The organism is Streptomyces sp. NPDC029674 (assembly GCF_044903205.1).
Taxonomy (GTDB): domain Bacteria; phylum Actinomycetota; class Actinomycetes; order Streptomycetales; family Streptomycetaceae; genus Streptomyces.
Genome location: NZ_JBJDPY010000006.1, coordinates 397169 through 415710, shown reverse-complemented (window position 1 = coordinate 415710; position 18542 = coordinate 397169). Strand labels below are relative to the sequence as shown.

At 71.0% G+C, this 18542-nt stretch carries 18 protein-coding genes; 7 read left to right on the top strand and 11 right to left on the bottom strand.

The window, feature by feature from the left end; translation table 11 throughout:
• The first annotated feature begins 20 nt into the window (after window positions 1-20).
• A complete protein-coding gene (locus ACI2L3_RS17595) occupies window positions 21-1808 on the top strand; it encodes an AMP-dependent synthetase/ligase (protein WP_404753230.1) in 1788 nt (595 codons plus the stop codon).
• A gap of 6 nt (window positions 1809-1814) precedes the next feature.
• Here ACI2L3_RS17595 and ACI2L3_RS17590 read toward each other — a convergent pair whose 3' ends face one another.
• Together ACI2L3_RS17590 and ACI2L3_RS17585 are read right to left on the bottom strand one after the other, a co-directional pair.
• Window positions 1815-2129: an AzlD domain-containing protein gene (locus ACI2L3_RS17590; RefSeq protein ID WP_404753229.1), complete on the bottom strand. Its 315-nt coding sequence runs from the start codon at window positions 2127-2129 to the stop codon at window positions 1815-1817.
• Complete coding sequence (locus tag ACI2L3_RS17585; protein WP_404753228.1) at window positions 2126-2869, bottom strand: AzlC family ABC transporter permease; 744 nt, start codon at window positions 2867-2869, stop codon at window positions 2126-2128. Before ACI2L3_RS17585 ends, ACI2L3_RS17590 begins: the two co-directional genes overlap by 4 nt.
• Window positions 2870-2967: 98 nt before the next feature.
• Between ACI2L3_RS17585 and ACI2L3_RS17580 the strand changes: the two genes are divergently transcribed.
• Window positions 2968-3528 carry a helix-turn-helix domain-containing protein gene (locus ACI2L3_RS17580; RefSeq protein ID WP_404753227.1) on the top strand — a complete coding sequence of 187 codons (561 nt, stop codon included), beginning with the start codon at window positions 2968-2970 and terminating at the stop codon, window positions 3526-3528.
• A 148-nt stretch (window positions 3529-3676) separates the two neighbouring features.
• Here ACI2L3_RS17580 and ACI2L3_RS17575 read toward each other — a convergent pair whose 3' ends face one another.
• Entirely contained in the window at window positions 3677-3880 is a 204-nt protein-coding gene (locus tag ACI2L3_RS17575; protein ID WP_018528239.1) for a cold-shock protein, read from the bottom strand.
• Between the two features lie 353 nt (window positions 3881-4233).
• On the opposite strand from ACI2L3_RS17575, the gene ACI2L3_RS17570 reads away from it, so the two are divergent.
• Window positions 4234-5070 carry a menaquinone biosynthetic enzyme MqnA/MqnD family protein gene (locus ACI2L3_RS17570; RefSeq protein WP_404753315.1) on the top strand — a complete coding sequence of 279 codons (837 nt, stop codon included), beginning with the start codon at window positions 4234-4236 and terminating at the stop codon, window positions 5068-5070.
• 290 nt (window positions 5071-5360) lie between these two features.
• Complete coding sequence (locus ACI2L3_RS17565) at window positions 5361-7007, top strand: protein kinase (RefSeq protein ID WP_404753226.1); 1647 nt, start codon at window positions 5361-5363, stop codon at window positions 7005-7007.
• Here ACI2L3_RS17565 and ACI2L3_RS17560 read toward each other — a convergent pair.
• Both ACI2L3_RS17560 and ACI2L3_RS17555 read right to left on the bottom strand, forming a co-directional pair.
• The gene (locus ACI2L3_RS17560; RefSeq protein ID WP_404753225.1) at window positions 6943-7617 is read right to left on the bottom strand and encodes a hypothetical protein; all 675 of its coding nucleotides are present in this window, start codon (window positions 7615-7617) and stop codon (window positions 6943-6945) included. The genes ACI2L3_RS17565 and ACI2L3_RS17560 overlap by 65 nt on opposite strands.
• Window positions 7618-7630: 13 nt before the next feature.
• The gene (locus ACI2L3_RS17555; protein ID WP_404753224.1) at window positions 7631-12373 is read right to left on the bottom strand and encodes an FtsK/SpoIIIE domain-containing protein; all 4743 of its coding nucleotides are present in this window, start codon (window positions 12371-12373) and stop codon (window positions 7631-7633) included.
• A gap of 290 nt (window positions 12374-12663) precedes the next feature.
• Between ACI2L3_RS17555 and ACI2L3_RS17550 the strand changes: the two genes are divergently transcribed.
• From ACI2L3_RS17550 to ACI2L3_RS17540, 3 genes are all read left to right on the top strand, one after another.
• On the top strand, window positions 12664-12963 hold the full coding sequence (locus tag ACI2L3_RS17550) for a WXG100 family type VII secretion target (protein ID WP_127910200.1): 300 nt from the start codon (window positions 12664-12666) through the stop codon (window positions 12961-12963).
• A 161-nt stretch (window positions 12964-13124) separates the two neighbouring features.
• Complete coding sequence (locus ACI2L3_RS17545) at window positions 13125-13277, top strand: hypothetical protein (protein WP_404753223.1); 153 nt, start codon at window positions 13125-13127, stop codon at window positions 13275-13277.
• A gap of 4 nt (window positions 13278-13281) precedes the next feature.
• Entirely contained in the window at window positions 13282-13950 is a 669-nt protein-coding gene (locus ACI2L3_RS17540; protein WP_404753222.1) for a hypothetical protein, read from the top strand.
• Window positions 13951-13985: 35 nt separating this feature from the next.
• Here the strand turns inward: ACI2L3_RS17540 and ACI2L3_RS17535 are convergent, their stop codons facing one another.
• From ACI2L3_RS17535 to ACI2L3_RS17510, 6 genes are all read right to left on the bottom strand, one after another.
• Entirely contained in the window at window positions 13986-14642 is a 657-nt protein-coding gene (locus tag ACI2L3_RS17535) for a hypothetical protein (protein WP_404753221.1), read from the bottom strand.
• 92 nt (window positions 14643-14734) lie between these two features.
• Complete coding sequence (locus tag ACI2L3_RS17530) at window positions 14735-15820, bottom strand: hypothetical protein (RefSeq protein ID WP_404753220.1); 1086 nt, start codon at window positions 15818-15820, stop codon at window positions 14735-14737.
• Window positions 15817-16491 (bottom strand): hypothetical protein, encoded by a 675-nt coding sequence (locus ACI2L3_RS17525; RefSeq protein ID WP_404753219.1) that lies wholly within the window; start codon window positions 16489-16491, stop codon window positions 15817-15819. The genes ACI2L3_RS17530 and ACI2L3_RS17525 overlap by 4 nt, the downstream gene beginning before the upstream one ends.
• A 164-nt stretch (window positions 16492-16655) precedes the next feature.
• Complete coding sequence (locus ACI2L3_RS17520) at window positions 16656-17273, bottom strand: hypothetical protein (protein ID WP_404753218.1); 618 nt, start codon at window positions 17271-17273, stop codon at window positions 16656-16658.
• Window positions 17270-17992, bottom strand: coding sequence for a hypothetical protein (locus ACI2L3_RS17515; RefSeq protein WP_404753217.1), 723 nt, complete (start codon window positions 17990-17992; stop codon window positions 17270-17272). Before ACI2L3_RS17515 ends, ACI2L3_RS17520 begins: the two co-directional genes overlap by 4 nt.
• The gene (locus ACI2L3_RS17510) at window positions 17982-18527 is read right to left on the bottom strand and encodes a hypothetical protein (protein ID WP_404753216.1); all 546 of its coding nucleotides are present in this window, start codon (window positions 18525-18527) and stop codon (window positions 17982-17984) included. The genes ACI2L3_RS17515 and ACI2L3_RS17510 overlap by 11 nt, the downstream gene beginning before the upstream one ends.
• Window positions 18528-18542 lie beyond the last annotated feature (15 nt).

Sequence of the window (18542 nt, the reverse complement as noted above, 5' to 3'; positions counted from 1 at the left end):
CGGTCCCTAGCGTCGTACGCATGCAGCAGACGCGGAAGGACCCCGTGCGGCCGGCCGAACTCCCGCCGACGCTCGCCCGCTTGACGGAGTGGGCGGCGGAGCGGCACGACCGGCTGCCGGCCCTGCGCTTCCGGCGCGGGGAGACGTGGGCCGAGACGTCGTACGTGGAGCTCCGGGACGCCGCGCGCCGGGTGGGCCGGGGCCTGCTCGCGCTCGGCGTGCGCCCGGACGACCGCGTGGCGGTCCTCGCAGAGACCCGCCCCGAGTGGACCCGCACCCACTTCGGCGTGCTCGCGGCGGGCGCCGTCGCCGTCCCGGTCTACCCGACGGCGGGCGACGACGAGGTGGCCTGGGTCGTGACCGACTCGGGCGCGACGGTGATGATCTGCGAGGACGAGGCGCAGGCGGCGAAGATCGAGCGGTTGCGGGAAGCGGGGCGGCTGCCCGGCCTGCGGCACGTGGTCCTCATGACCCGGGAACCCACCGAACTCGCGCCGCTGGAAGACCTCCTGGCCCGCGCGGCGGCCCGCCGGGGCGACGACCTGGCCACCATCATCTACACCTCGGGCACCACGGGACCGCCCAAGGGCTGTCTGCTCACGCACGGCAACCTGCTGGCCGTGCAGACCGCCACGGTGCCGCTGGTCGACGGTGGTCCGGGCGACACGACGTACCTCTACCTGCCCCTCGCCCACCTCCTCGCGCAGCTCATTCAGTTCACGACCCTCGTCGGGGGCGGCACGCTCACGTTCTTCGGCGGGCGCGTCGAGAACGTCGTCACCGAGCTGGCCGAGGCGCGGCCCACCCATCTGCCGTCCGTGCCGCGCCTGTTCGAGAAGGTGCGGTCCGTGGTGCTGTCCCTCGCCGAGGCGCAGGAGGGCGGGCGCGAACGGTTCGAGGAGGCCGTCCGCATCGGGGTCCTCGCGGCCGGAGGGAAGCTGCCCGCCGAGCTCGCCGAGGCGCACGAAGCCGCCGACAAGGCGCTCTACGGCCCGGTCCGGCAGGCGCTCGGCGGCCGCGTCCGGTGGGCGCTGACCGCCGGCGCGCCCATCGCCCCCGACACCCTGGACTTCCTGCGGGCCTGCGGCATCGAGGTGTACGAGGGGTACGGGATGACGGAGTCGGCGGGCGTCCTCACCCTCAACCACCCGGGCTCCGTCCGCCACGGCACCGTCGGCCGCCCCGTCGACGGCGTCGAGCTGCGCATCGCACCCGACGGCGAGGTCCTCGCCCGGGGCGCCATGGTCTTCGCCGGCTACCACAACGACCCGCAGGCCACCCGCGACACCGTCGACGACGAGGGGTGGCTGCACACGGGGGACCTGGGCGCGCTCGACGAGGACGGCTTCCTCACCATCACGGGCCGCAAGAAGGACCTCATCATCACCTCCGCCGGCAAGAACCTCACCCCGTCACTGACCGAACTGCCCCTCCAGACCTCCCGCTTCGTCTCCCGCGCCGTCATGGTCGGCGACCACCGCCCCTACCCGGTCGCGCTCATCACGCTGGACGCGGAGGAGGTGGCCGGCTGGGCCGAGCGCGAGGGCGTGTCCCTGTCGGACCCGCCGTCCCGCGACCCGCGCGTGCGCGCCCTCGTCCAGGAGGCCGTGACCGCCGCCAACGCCAAGGTGTCGCGCCCGGCCCGCATCCGCGCGTTCGCCCTCCTGGACGAGGACTTCACGGTGGAGACCGGCCTCCTCACCCCGAGCCTGAAGGTGCGCAGGAAGGCGGTGACGGAGCGGTACGCGAAGGTGGTGGAGGAGTTGTACGAGCGGGGCCCGGCCCCGGAGGCAGACGCCGGGATTTGAGGGGCTCTACTCCACCCCCAGCAGCCGCAACAGCCCCGCCGTCGCCGCCGCCCCCACCACGACCACCACGAACGGTGCCCTGCGCCACGCGAGGAGCCCGCCCGCCAGCACCCCGGCCGGACGCGCCCAGCCCGCGAAGTCCTGGCCCTCGGTGAGTGCGCCGGTGGCGAGCAGGGCGACGAGCAGGACCGTGGCGGCGGTGGCCAGCAACTCCTGGACTCGGGCCGGGAGTTCTACGCGGCCGTGCAGGACGGGACCGGCCAGGCGGAAGACGTACGTGCCCGCCGCCAGGGCGAGGACACAGGCGAGTGTGGCGTTCATGAGGTGCTCCTCGAAGGGGTGGGGCGGCGGGCCGCGAGCAGGCCGAGGAGGGCGAGCAGGACCGGCACGCCCGCGGGCAGCAGCGGCGCCGCGACGACCGCGATGACCGCACCGGCCGCCGCGGCCCGCCGCGCCGCACCGTCACCGCGCAGCGCGGGCAGCACCAGCGCGAGCAGCACCGCGGGGAACGCGGCGTCGAGCCCGAACCGGTCGGTGTCGCCGAGCGCGGACCCGGCGAGGGCGCCCGCGAGCACGCTGAGGTTCCAGGCGGCGAACAGGCCGACGCCGGATATCCAGAAGGCGGCCCTGCGCCGCTCGCGGCCCTCCTGTGCCAGTACGAACGCGGCGGTCTCGTCCGTGACGAGGTGCGCGCCGATCAGCCGGGCCGCCCAGGACCGGCCGAGGTCGTCGGCGAGCGCCAGACTGAACGCGGCCGTACGGGAGTTGAGCAGCAGTCCGGTCGCCGCCGCGGCCACCGGGCCGCCGCCCGCGGTGAGGATGCCGACCGCGCTGAACTGGGCGGAGCCCGCGTACACGAGCAGCGACATGAGCACCGGCACCCACACGGGGAGCCCGCCGCCGACGGCGATGGCGCCGAAGGAGACGCCGACGACGGCGTCGGCGAGCCAGACGAGCGCGATGTCGCGCAGAACGCCGGGCGGAAGGTCGGAGAAACGGACGAGCCCCCGCGTGCGGTCCGTTCGGTCGGACGGGTCATCTGTTCGGTGTGGCGAACGCATGCGTCGTAGAATGAACGGAGCGGGCGTCGTTCGTCAAGGCGAACGAATCTTCCGCTGTACCGAACGATGGGCGGGGGAGAGGTTCAGGAGCAGGCGTGATGACCGACAAGTCCCGTATGCCGCGCGAGTGGGTCGCCGCGGCCCTGCGCCGTGAGCGCACCAGAGCCGGACTCTCCCTCTCCGGGCTGGCCAAGCGCGCGGGCATCGCGAAGTCCACGCTCTCCCAGCTGGAGGCGGCCACCGGCAACCCCGGCATCGAGACGCTCTGGGCGCTGGCCGTCGCGCTCGGCGTGCCGTTCAGCGTGCTCGTGGAGTCACCCGCGCCCGCCGTCACGGTGATCCGGGCCGGTGAGGGCCCCACCATGCACGCCGAGAACTCTTCCTACGCGGGCACGCTGCTCTCCGCAGGGCCGACCGGCGTGCGGCGCGACATCTACCACGGCGCCCTGGAGCCGGGCGCGGCCCGCGAGTCCGACCCGCACATCCCGGGCTCGGTGGAGCACCTGGTCATCAGCACGGGACGGCTCCTCGCGGGGCCGCAGGGGGAGGCGGTCGAGCTCGCGCCGGGCGACTACATGTCGTACCGCGGGGATGTCCCGCACTCCTACGAGGCGCTGGAGCCCGGCACCACGTTCGTGATGATCATGCAGCACACCTGAGGCCGCGCCGCCAAGGCCGAGGGGCCGGAAAAGGCAGGAGCCCCGCTTCCCCCGCCGAAGCGGAGGAGCAGGGCTCCTTGGGTACTGCATCCATGTCCGGATCAAGTCACCGGAGGAATCACACACCTCACTCACGTGAGGCGTTTGATTACTGGGGGGTGACGTTCTCCGCCTGCGGACCCTTCGGGCCCTGCGTCACGTCGAAGGAAACGGCCTGGTTCTCCTCGAGGGAGCGGAAGCCGTTCGCGTTGATCGCGGAGTAGTGGACGAAGACGTCCGGGCCGCCGCCTTCCTGGGCGATGAAGCCAAAGCCCTTTTCAGCGTTGAACCACTTCACGGTTCCGGTAGCCATAAGCCCTCCTTGGGCCAAAGGGTTGCCCTGCTCCAGAACCAGCGATTGTTTAAACAACTGCATAAGTCTGAAAACGACGAGAGCCTGCGGGTTACATGCTCCGCAGGCTCTGTACTGCAAGGGAAACCAAACTGCAACTTGCGGCGAGCTTAGCACGCAGACCCGGGAATGCAATAGGGGGCAAGATCACGTCACCCGGATGTTTGACGGGGCCCCGGACGGGGTTGACGGGGCGCGCCGGGGACCCGGCGCCCGGCCCCTGCCGCACGAGGGCTAGCCTCGCCGATGTGGACAATTCTCCCCTGAACGCCTTCGCGGGGGCAGGCGCCGAACAGCCGCACGACTCCCGCCGCATTCCCCGGCCGCGCGTCGGTCACATCCAGTTCCTGAACTGCCTCCCGCTGTACTGGGGGCTCGCGCGGACCGGGACGCTCCTCGACTTCGAGCTGACCAAGGACACCCCCGAGAAGCTCAGCGAGCAGCTGGTCGCAGGCGATCTCGACATCGCGCCCGTGACCCTCGTCGAGTTCCTGAAGAACGCCGACGACCTGGTCGCCTTCCCCGACCTCGCGGTCGGCTGCGACGGCCCCGTGATGTCCTGCGTGATCGTCTCGCAGGTCCCGCTGGACCAGCTGGACGGCTCCCGGGTGGCCCTCGGCTCGACCTCCCGTACCTCCGTGCGACTGGCCCAACTGCTGCTCGCGGAGCGGCACGGCGTGCGGCCCGACTACTACACGTGCCCGCCCGACCTGGGGCTGATGATGCGGGAGGCGGACGCCGCCGTCCTCATCGGCGACGCCGCGCTGCGCGCCAACCTCATCGACGGGCCACGGCTCGGCCTGGACGTGTACGACCTCGGAGAGATGTGGAAGGAGTGGACGGGCCTGCCGTTCGTCTTCGCCGTCTGGGCCGCCCGGCGCGACTACGCGGCGCGCGAGCCGGAGGTCGTGCGCGCGGTGCACAAGGCGTTCCTCTCCTCCCGCGACCTCTCCCTGGAGGAGGTGGGGAAGGTGTCCGAGCAGGCCGCGCGCTGGGAGTCCTTCGACGCCGAAGTCCTGGAGCGGTACTTCACGACGCTCGACTTCCGTTTCGGCGCCGAGCAACTGGAGGGCGTCACCGAGTTCGCCCGCCGGGTCGGCCCGACGACGGGCTTCCCCGCGGACGTACACGTGGAGCTGCTGAAGTCCTGAGAGCCCGTGTGTAATGCGCACCAATGCGCACCAATGCGCACGCCGATATCGGGGGAGTCGCCCGTGAAGCCTGGGGCGTGGTGGGCGGCGCGAAGTGATGTCCGTGATCAATCCGGACGCAATGCGCTATTGCGACGTCGGCGATATTCCGGGGCAGTCCGCGGCAGTCCGAATAGGGCACGCGCATGGCCGACGACGGCAATTGTCCGGGACGGCCGCACTACGCTGATCCGGAGTGCCGAAGGCGCGCGAGGTGTCCCGACGGCACCGCCTGGGGGAGGGCCACGACCATGCATCCGCTCGAAGCCGGCGAACCCACCACGATCGGGCCCTACCGGCTGCTCGGCCGGCTCGGCTCGGGCGGAATGGGCCGGGTCTATCTGGGGCGCAGCGCGGGCGGCCGTACCGTCGCGGTCAAGGTCGTGCACCCGCACTTCGCGCTCGACGAGGAGTTCCGGGCCCGCTTCCGCCGCGAGGTGGACGCGGCGCGCCGGGTCGGCGGCGACTGGACGGCGCCCGTCCTGGACGCGGACCCGGACGCGGCCGTGCCGTGGATCGCCACGGGGTACGCGGCCGGGCCCTCGCTGACCGAGGCGGTGCGGGACGGCGGGCCGCTCCCCGAGCACTCCGTACGCGTCCTCGGCGCGGGTCTCGCCGAGGCCCTGGTGCACGTGCACGGCCTCGGGCTCGTCCACCGCGACGTCAAGCCGTCGAACGTGCTGCTCACGCTCGACGGGCCGCGCCTCATCGACTTCGGCATCGCCCGCGCCACGGACGGCACGGCGTCGCTCACCGCCACCGGCGTCTCCATCGGCTCGCCCGGCTACATGTCGCCCGAGCAGATCCTCGGCAAGGGCGTCACCGGCGCGGCCGACGTCTTCTCCCTGGGCGCCGTCCTCGTCTACGCGGCGCGGGGCGAGTCACCCTTCCCCGGCGACTCGTCGGCCGCGCTGCTCTACAAGGTCGTCCACGAGGAGCCCGAACTCGGCGCGCTCACGGGCGACATGCGCGACCTCGCCGCCGCCTGCCTGGCCAAGGACGCGGCCGCACGGCCCGCCCCGGCGGAGCTGGCCCGCCGCCTCGCCCCGGACGGCGCGGCGGCACTGGTGGCGGCGGGCTGGCTGCCGGGTCCTGTCGTGGAGCGGGTGAGCCGGAGCGCGGTGCGGCTCCTTGACCTGGACACGGGGGCGGGGGCGGGGGCGGCCGTGGCCGAGCCCTCCGGTCCGGTGCCGTTCAGCGCATCCTCCGGTCCGGTGCCGTTCAGCACGCCCTCCGTGGAGGGTTCGTTCGGGCCTCCCGACCCTTCGTACGGCTACTCCGCCCCGGCGCCGGAACCCAGCCCCGGCCCGCCTCCCGGAAAGCTCTCGCTGTCCGTGGCCGCCACCTCCGTGCCCGAGGGGCCGAACGGGCGGGGCCGCAGAGTCAGCTGCACGGTCGCGCTCGCCGTGGCCGGGGCGCTGGCCGCCGTCACCGTCGGCTCGGTGTTCGTCTTCGGGATGCTGCCGAAGGACGAGCAGTCGGGCGACAACGACGGGGCCGCGCAGCCGCCGGCGGCGACGGGTGCGCCCAGTGACTCCACCGGGGGCAAGGTTCCCGAGGCCTACCTCGGCACCTGGCGCGGCAAGGCCGACGCGAGCGACGGCACGATCCCGCTCGGCACGTTCACGGTGACCCTGCGCCAGGCGAAGCCCGGCGAACGGGTCGGCACGGTCCTGCAGCGCGACCCGATCGGCAACACCTGCACGGACGTCCTCACCCTCAAGTCGGTCACGCCCGAGCGGCTCGTGGCGACGGGCAAGGGGGCGGCGGGCAACGGCGGTCAGTGCTCGCAGACGTCCCACGCGGTCCGTCTGCGCGTCGACGGCAAGAAGCTCATGTACACGTCGGACGATCCGGGGGCGGGGGATCCGAAGGCGCGGCTGTCTCCGGTGCGGTGAGCCGCCGCCTGCGCCTCATGTTGCGCAAGTCGTACGCGCCCAGGACGCCCGCGACGCCGAGGACGGTCGCCGTGAGGCCCACCACCCAGACGTACGGGTAGTTGCTGCTGACCCAGCAGTACTCACCGGCCGCCGAGCACGATCCGTGGCGGCGGCTGTGCTTGGGCCGGATCGTCTGTGCCGCGATGGCCATGGCCATGAGCGCCCCGCACGCCCCCGGCAGCGCGACGACGGCCCAGAGGACCGACCGGGCCTTCTCCTTCCGCCAGTTCGTGCGGAAGAGCGCGGCGATCATCCACGCGCCGGCCAGCGGAAGGAAGAGCCCGGTCGTCGCCGCGAAGCCGTAACCCCCGCCGGGCCAGTCCGGTGCGAGCTCGTGCCACATCTGGCCGGCCCAGTTGACGGGCCCGAAGATGAGCGCCGCCGAGCCCACCACCAGGCAGGCGGCCACCGTGCAGCCGAAGCCGACGGAGCGCAGCCGGGCACGCCACCCGACCCGTTTCCCCTCGCGCCCCGTCGCCCGGCCCGAGGTCCGCGCCCCCGGCACATGCTCGTACCGCAGCGCGGGCCCTGCCGCCCGCCGCCGGGGCCTCCGCGTCGAACCGCCCATGACCTGCCCCCCTCTACAACGGCGTGGTCAGCGTGGCGAGTTCGCCGTTGCCGAGGTGCAGCATGCCCTTGCCGGGCGTCACCGGGCCGCCGACCACGCTGCGCGAGATCCTGAGCCCGATCAGGTCGCCGCTGGAGCTGTCCTGCGGCGACAGCAGAATGCCGCGGCGGCCCTTCTTCGCGTCGACCTGCCAGCCCGAGAAGCCGCTGCAGACGTCCTCCTCGTCACCGGCGAGGACCAGCGCGAGGCCCTGGTCGGCGCCGCGCTGGATGATGCGCTTGAACTGGCTCGCCGCGTCCGCGTCCTCCAGGATCTCGGCGTCGTCGATGAGTACGACGACGGGCTCCTCCGGCGACGCGTCCGCCTCGTCGATGAGCTCCTCGAACTCGTCCTCGTCTATGTCGTCACCGGTGAACACCTTCAACACACCCTCGCTGCCCTCCAGTTCGCGCAGTGGCGACTGGCGCGGGGCGGCGACGACGAGACGTACACCCTGCGCCCGGAACGAACGCGCCATATTCATCAGGACCGTCGAACGCCCCGACTTGGCCGGGCCCGCGATGACGAACGCCGGCACACCCTGCGCGAGGTCGGGGCCGTACCCCATGACCTCGTCGCCGCCGATGCCCACCAGCGCCCACAGCTTCGAGCGCGAGGCGTCCGGGTCGCGCAGTTCCCACGCCTCCTCGAAGGAGATGCGGCTCGGCAGCGTGTCGACGCGGAACGGGCGGCGGTGGCGCGGCACGTCGGCGTCGCGGGCCGCCGCCTGTTCGCCGATCGCGGCGATCGCCGCGGCCTGGCCCTGACCCGTGGAGTCCTCGGAGAGCAGCGCGAACTGCGTCTCCGTACCGCTCTCGTTGCGGAAGGCGCGGCCCGGCGCGATCTCCTCGGGCACCTTGCGGGCCGGGATGCCGAGCATCGAGAAGTCGGAGCGGTCGGCGAGGCGCAGGCCGTACTTGTCCTCGGTGAGGGAGGAGATGCGGCCCACCAGGATCTGCCGGTCGCCCGTCATCACCATGTGGAGGCCGACGCTCGCGCCCTCACGCATGATCGTCGTGATCTCGTCGGTGAGCGAGCCGTGGTCGATCTCGCCGAGCGTGGGCAGCCAGCCCTCCCACCGGTCGAGCAGCACGACGAGGTGCGGGAGCCGCTCGTCCTCGGCGGCGTCGGCCCGCTGCTCGCCGATGTCCGCGTACCCCTTGTCGGCGAGGAGGTCCTGGCGGCGCGAGAGTTCGCCCTTGAGCCGGTTGATGAGGCGCACCACGCGCTCGGTCTGGTTACGCCCGACGACGGCGCCGCAGTGCGGCAGCCGCGTCAGCGCGTTGAGCGCGCCGTTGCCGCAGTCGATGCCGTACAGGTGGACGTCGGCGCAGGAGTGCGTGCGCGCCAGGGAGCCCGCGATCGTACGGAGCACCTGCGAGCGGCCGGAGCGCGGGGCGCCGCCGATCATCAGGTGGCCGAAGCTCGCGAAGTCCACGACGACCGGGCGGCGCGCCTGGTCGGCGGGCAGGTCCTCGACGCCGTACGGGGCGGGCGTGAGCGCCCCGGGAGCCGTGCGCGGCGCGGGCGCCGGGATCTCGTCGAGCAGCACGGTCTCGCCGAGCGCGGGCAGCCACGGGCTGTGCTGGGCGGGGATGCCCATGACACGGTTGGCCTCGATGATCTCATCGACAAGAACCTTCAGGTCGGTGATCTCCTCCTCCTCGCGGGCCTCCGCCTTCGGCTTCACCAGCGAGGCGCGGCCGAGCGCCGACCAGTCCAGGGCGTCGACCCAGGGCGCGAGCAGCGTCGGGTCGGCGGCGCCGGGCCTGCGCCCACCGACGCGCCCCGACTGGAAGGGCACGAGCGAGGCGTGCCCGAGCCGGACGTAGGCGCGACCTGGCGTGTTCTTGCTGATGTGCCCGGCCTCGGGAGAGTCGATGACGTCGGTGGACTCGCCGCCGTCCGTCACGCGCAGCGCGATGCGGAGGTTGGTGTTGGCGCGGATCTCGGGCGACACGACACCGGAGGGCCGCTGGGTGGCGAGCAGCAGGTGAATGCCCAGCGAACGACCACGCTGAGCGATATTGACGAGCCCCGTCACGAAGTCGGGCAGGTCGCGCACCATGGACGCGAACTCGTCGATGACGATGAGGAGTCGGGGCACGGGCGCGTGCGACGGGTCGCGCCGCACGAGATCCTGATAGTCCTCGATGTCCTTGGCGTCGGCGTCGGCGAGGATGTGCTCGCGCCGCTTGAGCTCGGCGCCGAGGGACTCCAGGGCCCTCTCCACGAGGTGCGCGTCGAGGTCGGTGACCATGCCGACGGTGTGCGGCAGCTTCACACAGTCCTTGAACGCGGAGCCGCCCTTGTAGTCGACGAGGACGAAGGTCATGTTCTCGGGGGTGTTGGCCACGGCGAGCGCGGCCACGATGGTCTGCAGCAGCTCCGACTTACCGGAACCGGTCGTACCGGCGATGAGGCCGTGGGGGCCGTCCTTGCGCATGTCGATGCCGAACGGCCCGTCGTACGACTCGCCGATGACGGCCATCGTCGACTGCCCGCCCGCCTGCCACCTGGCGGTGATCGCACCGGACGTCGGCGGCTCCAGCTGCAGCACGTCGAGCAGCCGGCTGGACCCGGGAAGGGCGGAGTCCTCGGTCTCCCCGCTGATGTCGCGCAGCGGCGAGATGGACCGTGCCAGACGCAGACACCAGGCGGGCGTCACGAAGTCGGGCCGTACGTCCCTGAGCCGCTCGGCACCGGTCATCTCGACGCGCAGCCGCAGCTCACGCGGGGTGTTGGCCTGCTCCGTGTCGGGCGCGGCGGTGTGCCAGGCCTGGAAGGAGGGGAAGGCGCCGGGGGCCTGCTGGGGCGGCGCGGGCGCGTTCATGGGCCGCTGCTGGGCCTGGCCGTAGACATTCGGGTCGGGCTTCGGCTCGGCGACCACGAAGGCCTGGCACTCACCGGGCAGGAACCGTTCCTCGGTGTCGAGGCAGAGGGCGTACATGTGCACGGCGGGGCCCTCGCGCAGGATCCGCACCACACCCGGCAGGGACCGCAACCGCCGCGACCCGTCCCACACCACGACGATGTCCGGGTCGCTGAAGTTGGCGCCCTGCCCCTTGTTCTCCTCCGCGGCCTTCACCCGCGCGTCGAGGATCTGCGTCAGCTCACCGATGCGGGCGCCGACGGTCTCGGCGTCCGTCCCGATGAGTACGTTGATGTCCTGGCCGCCCGAGGGCCTGGCGTGCGGCAGCCACCGCACCCAGTCCCAGCTCTCCCTGGAACCGTTCTCGGTCAGGACGTAGAACTGGACGTCCATCGGGCTGTGCAGCGTCGCCGTCTGCGCCACGGCCCAACGGCCCAGCGCGGTGGCCGAGTCGCCGGGGCCGGCGATGCCGATGACGCCGAGCCCCTTCAGCGGCAGCGCGACGGGCGCGTCCTCGATGTGCCACGTCACCTGCCGCCGGTGCTCGTCCTTCTCCGGGTCGTCGAGCACGACCTCGGAGGGCAGCCGACCGGTACCGAAGCGCATGAGGAGGTGGTCGCCGTCCGTGCGCCGCCGCTCCCACAGCCGCGTACGGGGACCGGTGCTCAGGGCGAGGACGGCGGCGGGGTCGGGCACGGCGTTGCGCCGGTCGAGCCGCTCGGCGACGAGCGCGTCCTGCGCGTCCTTCTCGATCCGCGCCTTGGTCTCCTTGTACTCCTTGACCTGCTTCGCATGGGACTTGCGCCCGTGCTTCTTGTCCATGAAGTAGTTGCCGAAGAGCATGATGGGGCTCAGCCCCGCCATGATCAGGTAGTACCAGCGATTGAAGATCATGGCGGCGACGACGGCACCGACGAGCGGAAACAGCGCCATCAGCCAGGGCAGCGGCCGCGCCTCGAACTCCCGCGGCGGGGAGGGCAGCCGGAAGGTGGTCTGCCGCTCGGGCGGGCGGAGCCGCGGTGGCCGGTTGTAGTCGAGCCCGGCGCCGTCCTCGGACCATTTCAACGCGGCGTTCGGCGGGGTGTACCTGACGAGCTCGAAGAGGGTGTTGCCGAGGGCGATCTGGGCGCCGAGCGGCCAGGCGACGGTGTCACGCGGCCCCGCGGCCCGCGCCTTGGCCCGGGCCTCCTTCCGCTCCTTCCACTCCTTCCGCTCCTGCTTCTCCCTCTTCTCCCGTGCCTTCCTGTCCTTCTTGGACTCCCCCTCGGGCGGGACGCCCGCGGCCGGCTCGGCCTCCTCCTTCTCTTCCCCGAAGGGGACGCCGTCGAGGGTCACACCTTCCTTCTCCTCGCTGCTCCCGTGCAGGGTGACCTGACAGGTCCCATCGGTTGCAACTGACAACGTCAGGGCGCGGGCAGGCATCTCCGGGTCATCCACCCGGATGTACGAGGCGGGCCCACTCCCGATGTCGTACCGCCCGATGCCGAGCCGGTGCACGGCACCGGCCGCGGCCCCGCTCGCGACGCGCAGCTCGACCAGCCCGGACGGCTCGCCGGGCAGGCATCCTGCCGGGTCGTTGAGGCTGACGACGGCGCCTTCGCGGAGCGGCGAGGTGACGACGGTGGCGGTGGGATCGACGGCGTACCCGTCGACGTAGATCATCGGAGCACCGCCGCCCGGGGCCTGCTGCCCCTGCCCGATCGGAATGATCTGCGCGCCGCTGTGCCCGACCTGCCGGGCCAGTTCCACCGCGATGTCCTGCACGGTGGACTCGGGATCGGCGTCGAGAACCACGTCGGCGGAGTCCCCGCCGAACGGATCGACGACGGTCAGAGTCAGGCGCACGATCGTCCTCCCCGGAGCTGAACAATGCGCCTGACGATATCCGCTCCCCCCTTCCCACGGGCAACGGCCCGTACCCGGTCTCATGGCGGAACCGCACCCGCCGCGGCCGGAACCGCACACGCCGCGGCCGGCACCGCTTCGCACTTGCTCATAGCAGACCTGTGACTCAACCGGGCTGCGTTCCCATCAGCCCCACCCGTAAGCTGCTGGCGCAAGAGCGGAAGATCGCACCATCCGCAAAGTGGAGCCACGGGGGTTGGCCCTGCGGCCAGTTGATAGGAGAGAGCCTCATGGCCAAGGACCTTGACGTCACATATCAGGACATGCGTGACGCGGCGAAGCACGTCGTCAAGGAGAAGGACAAGCTCAACGAGAAGCTGGACGGCCTGAAGAAGTACATCAAGAACCTCGTCGAGACGGGATTCGTCACGAAGAGCGCCTCGAAGGCGTTCGACGAGAACTTCGACGATTTCGTCGAGGGTGCGAAGAAGACCCTCGAGGGCCTGGACGGCATGGGCGACTACCTGACGAACGCCGCGGACAAGTACGAGCAGATCGACGACGAGCTGGGCCGCGCGGCGCGGAAGTAGCGGGAGCGGGAGCTACTGACGGGCGTGGCTGGTTGGGGAGCGGGGTGACGGGGAGCGGGTGCTTCTTGCCGCCCCGCTCTCGCGTCCGGGCACGGAGGGAAAACGGGAGAGAGGCGTGTGTAGCGGGGGTGACCCGGCCGACACCTGAAGAGGTCCAGCCGATGCTTCTCGACTGGGGCAACGCAAAGGTCAGGGGCGAGCCCGCCGTGACGCACCTGAACCTGTCGGCCGGTCCTGCCGTCCGCGTCCAGGCGATGCTCGAGATGAAACGGATGCTTGGCTTCGGCCGGCGTGAACCGATCAATGGAGCGTGAGCAGATGGTGTCTGCTGAGAGCCCACTCGCCCCCGAGGACGATTACGTCGTCGACTTCGACTTCGAGGGCGACTGGCTCGGACTGACGCTCCACGAAGGCACTCGGGCGGAGGCGCGACAGATCGCCGCGGACCTTGTCGAGCAGTTCGACGCGTCGCGTCTCGGCGTCAGCAAGGCGGCGCTGCAGCAGGACCTGGAGGACCGCGCCCTCACTGCGTTCGAGAGCGGTCCGGTCCTGGCATCGGTCATGTATACGGTGGGCGGCATTGTCATGGCGGACCTGGCGGTCTACGCCTACGGCGAGGACGGTGTCCAGCGCCCGTCACCGCAGGAGTACCTTCCCCGGCTGACGAAGTGGACCTACACCGAGGTGGACGGTCAGCCGCAGGTTTCCGACGTCCGACTCCCGATCGGGGAGGCAGTGCGCGTACAGGCTGCGCTGGCCGAGAGGCGCCGCTTCTGGTGGGGCAAGAAGCGCAGCTTTTCCCTCCGATACGGGGTCTGGCCGGACGGGACGGAGGAGATCCTGGTGGTCGAGGCGGGGTGGCTGCAGTCCTTCCGTACGGACGAGTTGACGCAGCTCGTGGACCGCCTCATGACCACCATGCGTCTCCTGCCGGTCCCCGCGGACCCAGGTACGGGCAACGTGGCCGAAGCAGCGGACCAGGATTAACGACGGAGGCGGATGAGGCCGACGGGCCAACCCTGTTATCTCGCCCGGCCGTTGTCGGTCGATGAGGAACGCCTTAGCGCATGCATGTGTAGTTGACTGCGGAACTCCTCCGTCATGAGCCTGAGCCAGGACGCGTCAGGGAACTTCAGGACCAGCAGCTGGGACCTGAACTCACCGTGGAACGGGTCGACGAGCTCGGCTGTCCCGGTGGGCAGGCGGGCGACGATCTCCATGTGTTTCTCCCGCCCCATCGAAACGCGACGCGGCGGAGCCGCCAGGACGATCTCGTCGTGGGTCACGACGACGAATCGCTGATGGTGCGAGGAGTGGCCGTACCAGCCCAGCAGGAACCGGCCCGCCTCGCCTTGCCAGTCGCCGTCGAAGACACGGTCGAGGCCCTGCTCGGCGGCAAGCTCCTTGAGCCGCGCCTCGTCCTCGCGCGCTCGCCGGTTCTCCGCTCCCTTGTTCTCGAACAACCACTCCCGAAGTTGGTCCAGCAGGGCCAGCAGCGTGACGAACGGCAGGAGCGGTATGGCCAGTGCCGTGCCGAGCATGCCCAACGGAGGCATGGTCGCCGGGCGCAGCCGCGGATCACCGGCTGCCCGAAGCACCTCGGCCGGAGGGTCGGGGATCTTGTCGATGGTGCACCAGCCCGCCGCCTCGGCCCGGATGCCGAGGCGGTCGGTGATCATGCGCTGGTTGCTCCTGGAACCGGCGGAACGGGAACCGACGGGGGCAGAGCGGTGCCGAGTGGTCCGGCGGCCCTGAGCCGGTGTGTTCTCCGTCAACGGTTGATCGCCTGGACTTCCTCGACCGTGATGTCCTGTACTGCCTCGATCTTTCCGTCGGGCATGCCCACAGCGGTGTCCTGGCCCGTGCCCGTCCAGCTGATCTCCCAGGTGAGGGAGGCCTTCAGGGGGAAGGTGGCGCCGGCGGAGGAGCGGCCGTAGGTGATGCCGCAGGGCGGGGTCTCCTTGGACTTGCCCTTCGCGTAGGGCTCGCCGATCTTGTCGCCGTCGATGGGGCATTCGCCGTTCGCGGGGAAAGTGGTCGCGTCCTCTGTGCCGGGGTCCAGGGTCAGCGACTTGGGCTTGGCCGTCGTCGTCGCCTGGATGTTGAAACCGGGGACGTCGATCGCCGCGGTCGCCTCGACCTCGTCGAAGGTGGCCTTGTCGAGCCACGCCCAAGTGGGCAGGTTCACCTTCGTGTTGCCGTCGGGCGCGAGGGTGACCTTGGTCTTCGGGAGCTCCATGTGCTGGTAGGCCAGCGCGGCCAGGATCTCCGGGGAGATGGCTTCCTCGTACTGGGGCGGGGGCGTCTCGCCGTTCTCGACCCAGAAGGGGATCTCGCTACAAGACGAGCGCTTCAGGATGTCCGGCTCGTTGGGGTTCTCGACGGCCGCCCAGAACATCCCCTCGCCGTCCTTGTCGACGTTGTAGTCCTTGTAGCCGGGGGTGTCCGTCCAGCCGTAGTCGTCCTCGTAGTGGCGCTGGAGCTCGTTGATCGCCGCGCCCGCGTGCCCGGTCATCCCGGGGGCGTTCGCGGCGTCCTTGAGCTCCTTGGACATCTTCTTCTTGAATTCCTTGGCGCCGTAGGTCGGGGCGTACCAGCAGGGCGGGGGATTCCAGTTGACGTCCGCCGAGGCGACGTTGCCGCTGCCGCCACCCTTGGCGACCGCTCCGGAGTACCTGACTTGGGCGGCGGCGTAGATGCCGGTGCCTGATTTGTCGGTGCCGCCCTCCTCTTTCGCGTTGGCGCCCTTGCCGGACCCCACCGGTTTCCCCGCGTAAGCGGCTTCGGTGAGGACGAGGGCGCTGATCGCGAGGGTCAGGGCTGCGGTGGTGAAGGCTGCACGGCGCGAATTGATCACTGGCACTTCCCCGCCTTTGTCTCGACGAACACCTTGGACGCCTGCCACATGTCCCGCCCTGTCGGGTACTTGACCATCACGAGCTTGTAGTAGTCGAAGTCCTTGATGCTGTTCTCGGTCTTCAGGATCTTCCCCGACTTGATCTCTTTGCCGTAGAACTTGCTCGCGTCGGCGCAGAACGCGACCTCGACCGACTTGCCGTTCGGCGCGGACCGAGTGGTTGCGCGGTAATGGCGCAGGGTTCCGTCAGCCGTCCACCCGCCGTCGATCCAGCTGTCGATCTGGACCTTGGCGTAGTGGAGGCCGTCGCCGGTGGCGTAGACGGTCAAGGACGCGTCCTTCGTCGTACGTTTGTCGACACCTCGGTAGATGGCGCGAAAGAAGTTCGCGGCGTCACTCATCGCCGCCGCCTCATCCGCGTCCTTCGGCCTGTCCCAGTCGAAGACGAGGTTCATGCTCTTCGGCAGCGACACGTCGACGCCGTCCGGCTTGTCGGCGGCCGGGGCGCCTGACGGGTCCGCCGACTTCTTCGGCTTCGCCGGGGCCTCATCGGCTCCGGCGATCTTGTCCTTGTCCTTCGAGTCGCCGTCGTCCCCACTGCCGCAGGCCGTCAGAAGCAGGGCAGCGGTCGCGGCGAGCGCGGCGGTGACGGGCATGGTGCGGCGGTTCACGGTCGGCTCCCGGTGGGGCGAGGGGTGTCTCCAGCGAGCCGACGTTAACCGTGGGGTTGCGGGTTCCGCCAGGGTTCATAGCGGGGCAAGGCGCCGCATCCTGGCCGACTGTCACCGTGTCGTGACGCGGAAGGTGACGCTCAGTGCGGATTCCGCGGAGTCGGTCAGGGCGCCCAGACCCCCAGCGCCCGCGCCAGCGCCTCCAGGTCCTCCGCCGCCCGCATGACGTGCGCGATGTCTTCGGACGCCGTCCAGATGACGACGTCCGCCCCGTGTTCCTCGACCTGCCACGCGTACCGCACGCAGGCGAGCAGGTGCGGGGAGTCCTCCTGGGGGACGTAGCGGAAGGTGGTCATGCCCTTGCCGAGTTTGTCGGACTTGATGGGCTTGACGACAGGGGGCTCGACGGCCGTCTTGTCGTCGGCCTCGGTGAGGGCGCGGAGGGTTTTCTCGCGGGGGCCCGAGGCCGGGCCGAGTGCCGCGCAGACCGGGAGCGGTACGTCGGCCGGGTGGTCGAGGTGGAGGAAGAGCCAGTGGTCCGAGCCGGGCGGGGACAGGGCCTCGGCGGTGCGCTGAAGGGTGCCGGCGACGAAGTCGACGCCTTTGGGGCCGGGGTCGAGGTCGCTGTCCGTCCACAGGTCCTCGGCGACTTCGCGGGCCCACGCGCCGATGTCGTCCCACTCGGGGAAGGGCGCCGCGCGCCCGGTGCGGGGCGGGACCATGACCCAGGCGTCGTCGTCGACGTCGTCGATGTCGATGATCGGCCAGAACAGCTCGCTCATGCGTGGCTCCAGCGGAAGTTGGCCATCACGGCGTCGAACCACTCGACGAGGGCCTCGGCCAGCTCGTCGCGGGGATCCCCGCCGCCGACCGTCGAGAACGCGGCCACGAACCAGCGGTCCGGGTCGCCCGGCACGGACAGGATGTACTCGACCCGCCGCGAGGCGAGCTCGGCCCCCTTGCCGGGGGCGGCGTCCGCCACGTGTTCCCGCCGTACGGCCAGCGCTCCGTCGATGTCGCCCGAGCTCAGGTCGGCGTCCTCGACGCCGTCGCGGGACAGCAACTGCACGGCCACCTCGGTGGGTTCGGCGGCGGCCTCGCGCTGTCCGGGGCGGCGCGGCACGACCGACTCCGACACCAGGATCGAGGCGCCGATGGTGAAGTCACCCCCCATGGGCTTCACCGGCAGGTAGAGGTCCAGGGCCTTGCTCTGGCGGGCCTCGTCGACGGACGCGCGGAAGCGGCGCTCCAGCTCGCGCTTGTACGGGCCGATCTTGTCCTGCGGGGCGTTCGCGGGTATGCGGGAGTACGCCTCCTCCAGGATGCGGCGGACAGCGTCCTCCGTGCCGTGGCGCAGGGGGACTTGGGCCCATTCGGAGGGCAGGAGGATGCGGTAGCCGGTGGCCGGCGTCGTATCTGGGTCCGTAACTGGGTCCGTAACTGGGTCCGGAACTGGGTCCGGAACTGGGTCCGGGGACGGTGCGGACTGGTCAGGCAGCACGTGCTTGTTCCTTGCGGTTGAGATGCCACATTCCGGCCAGGCCGGCGAGGGACGTGGCGACGGCGATCCAGAGAACGGCGTGGCCCATGCCGATGGCGCCCAGGAGGGCGTAGAAGAGGAAGAGGACGAGGGCCCACTTGATGAGGCTGTGGTCGCCCCGCAGGTCGTGCCAGTCGTCCGGACGCCGGGAGACGTAGATCAGGAGTACGGGTACGAGTGCGCACAGCACCCAGTCCCACGTCGGCCACGGCACCAGCTGCTCGTCGAAGAAGTCCTTGCTCGCGGGCGCGGCGAACATGCGCAGCATGGACAGCAGGAAGACCCACCGGAAGATGCCGAGGCGCAGGGCGAGGCGCCGTTCGGCGGTGGCGTCGTCGTGCCGGTCAGCACCGGTGGTGGCGCGCTGGTCAGCACCGGTGGTGGCGCACTGGTCAGCACCGGTGGTCGCGTGCCGGTCCGCACCGGTGGTCTCCTGCCGGTCACCACCGGCGGCCCCCCGCGAGCCATCCGCCCCGGCGGAACGTTTCTTGGCCATCAACCTGCCGTCTTC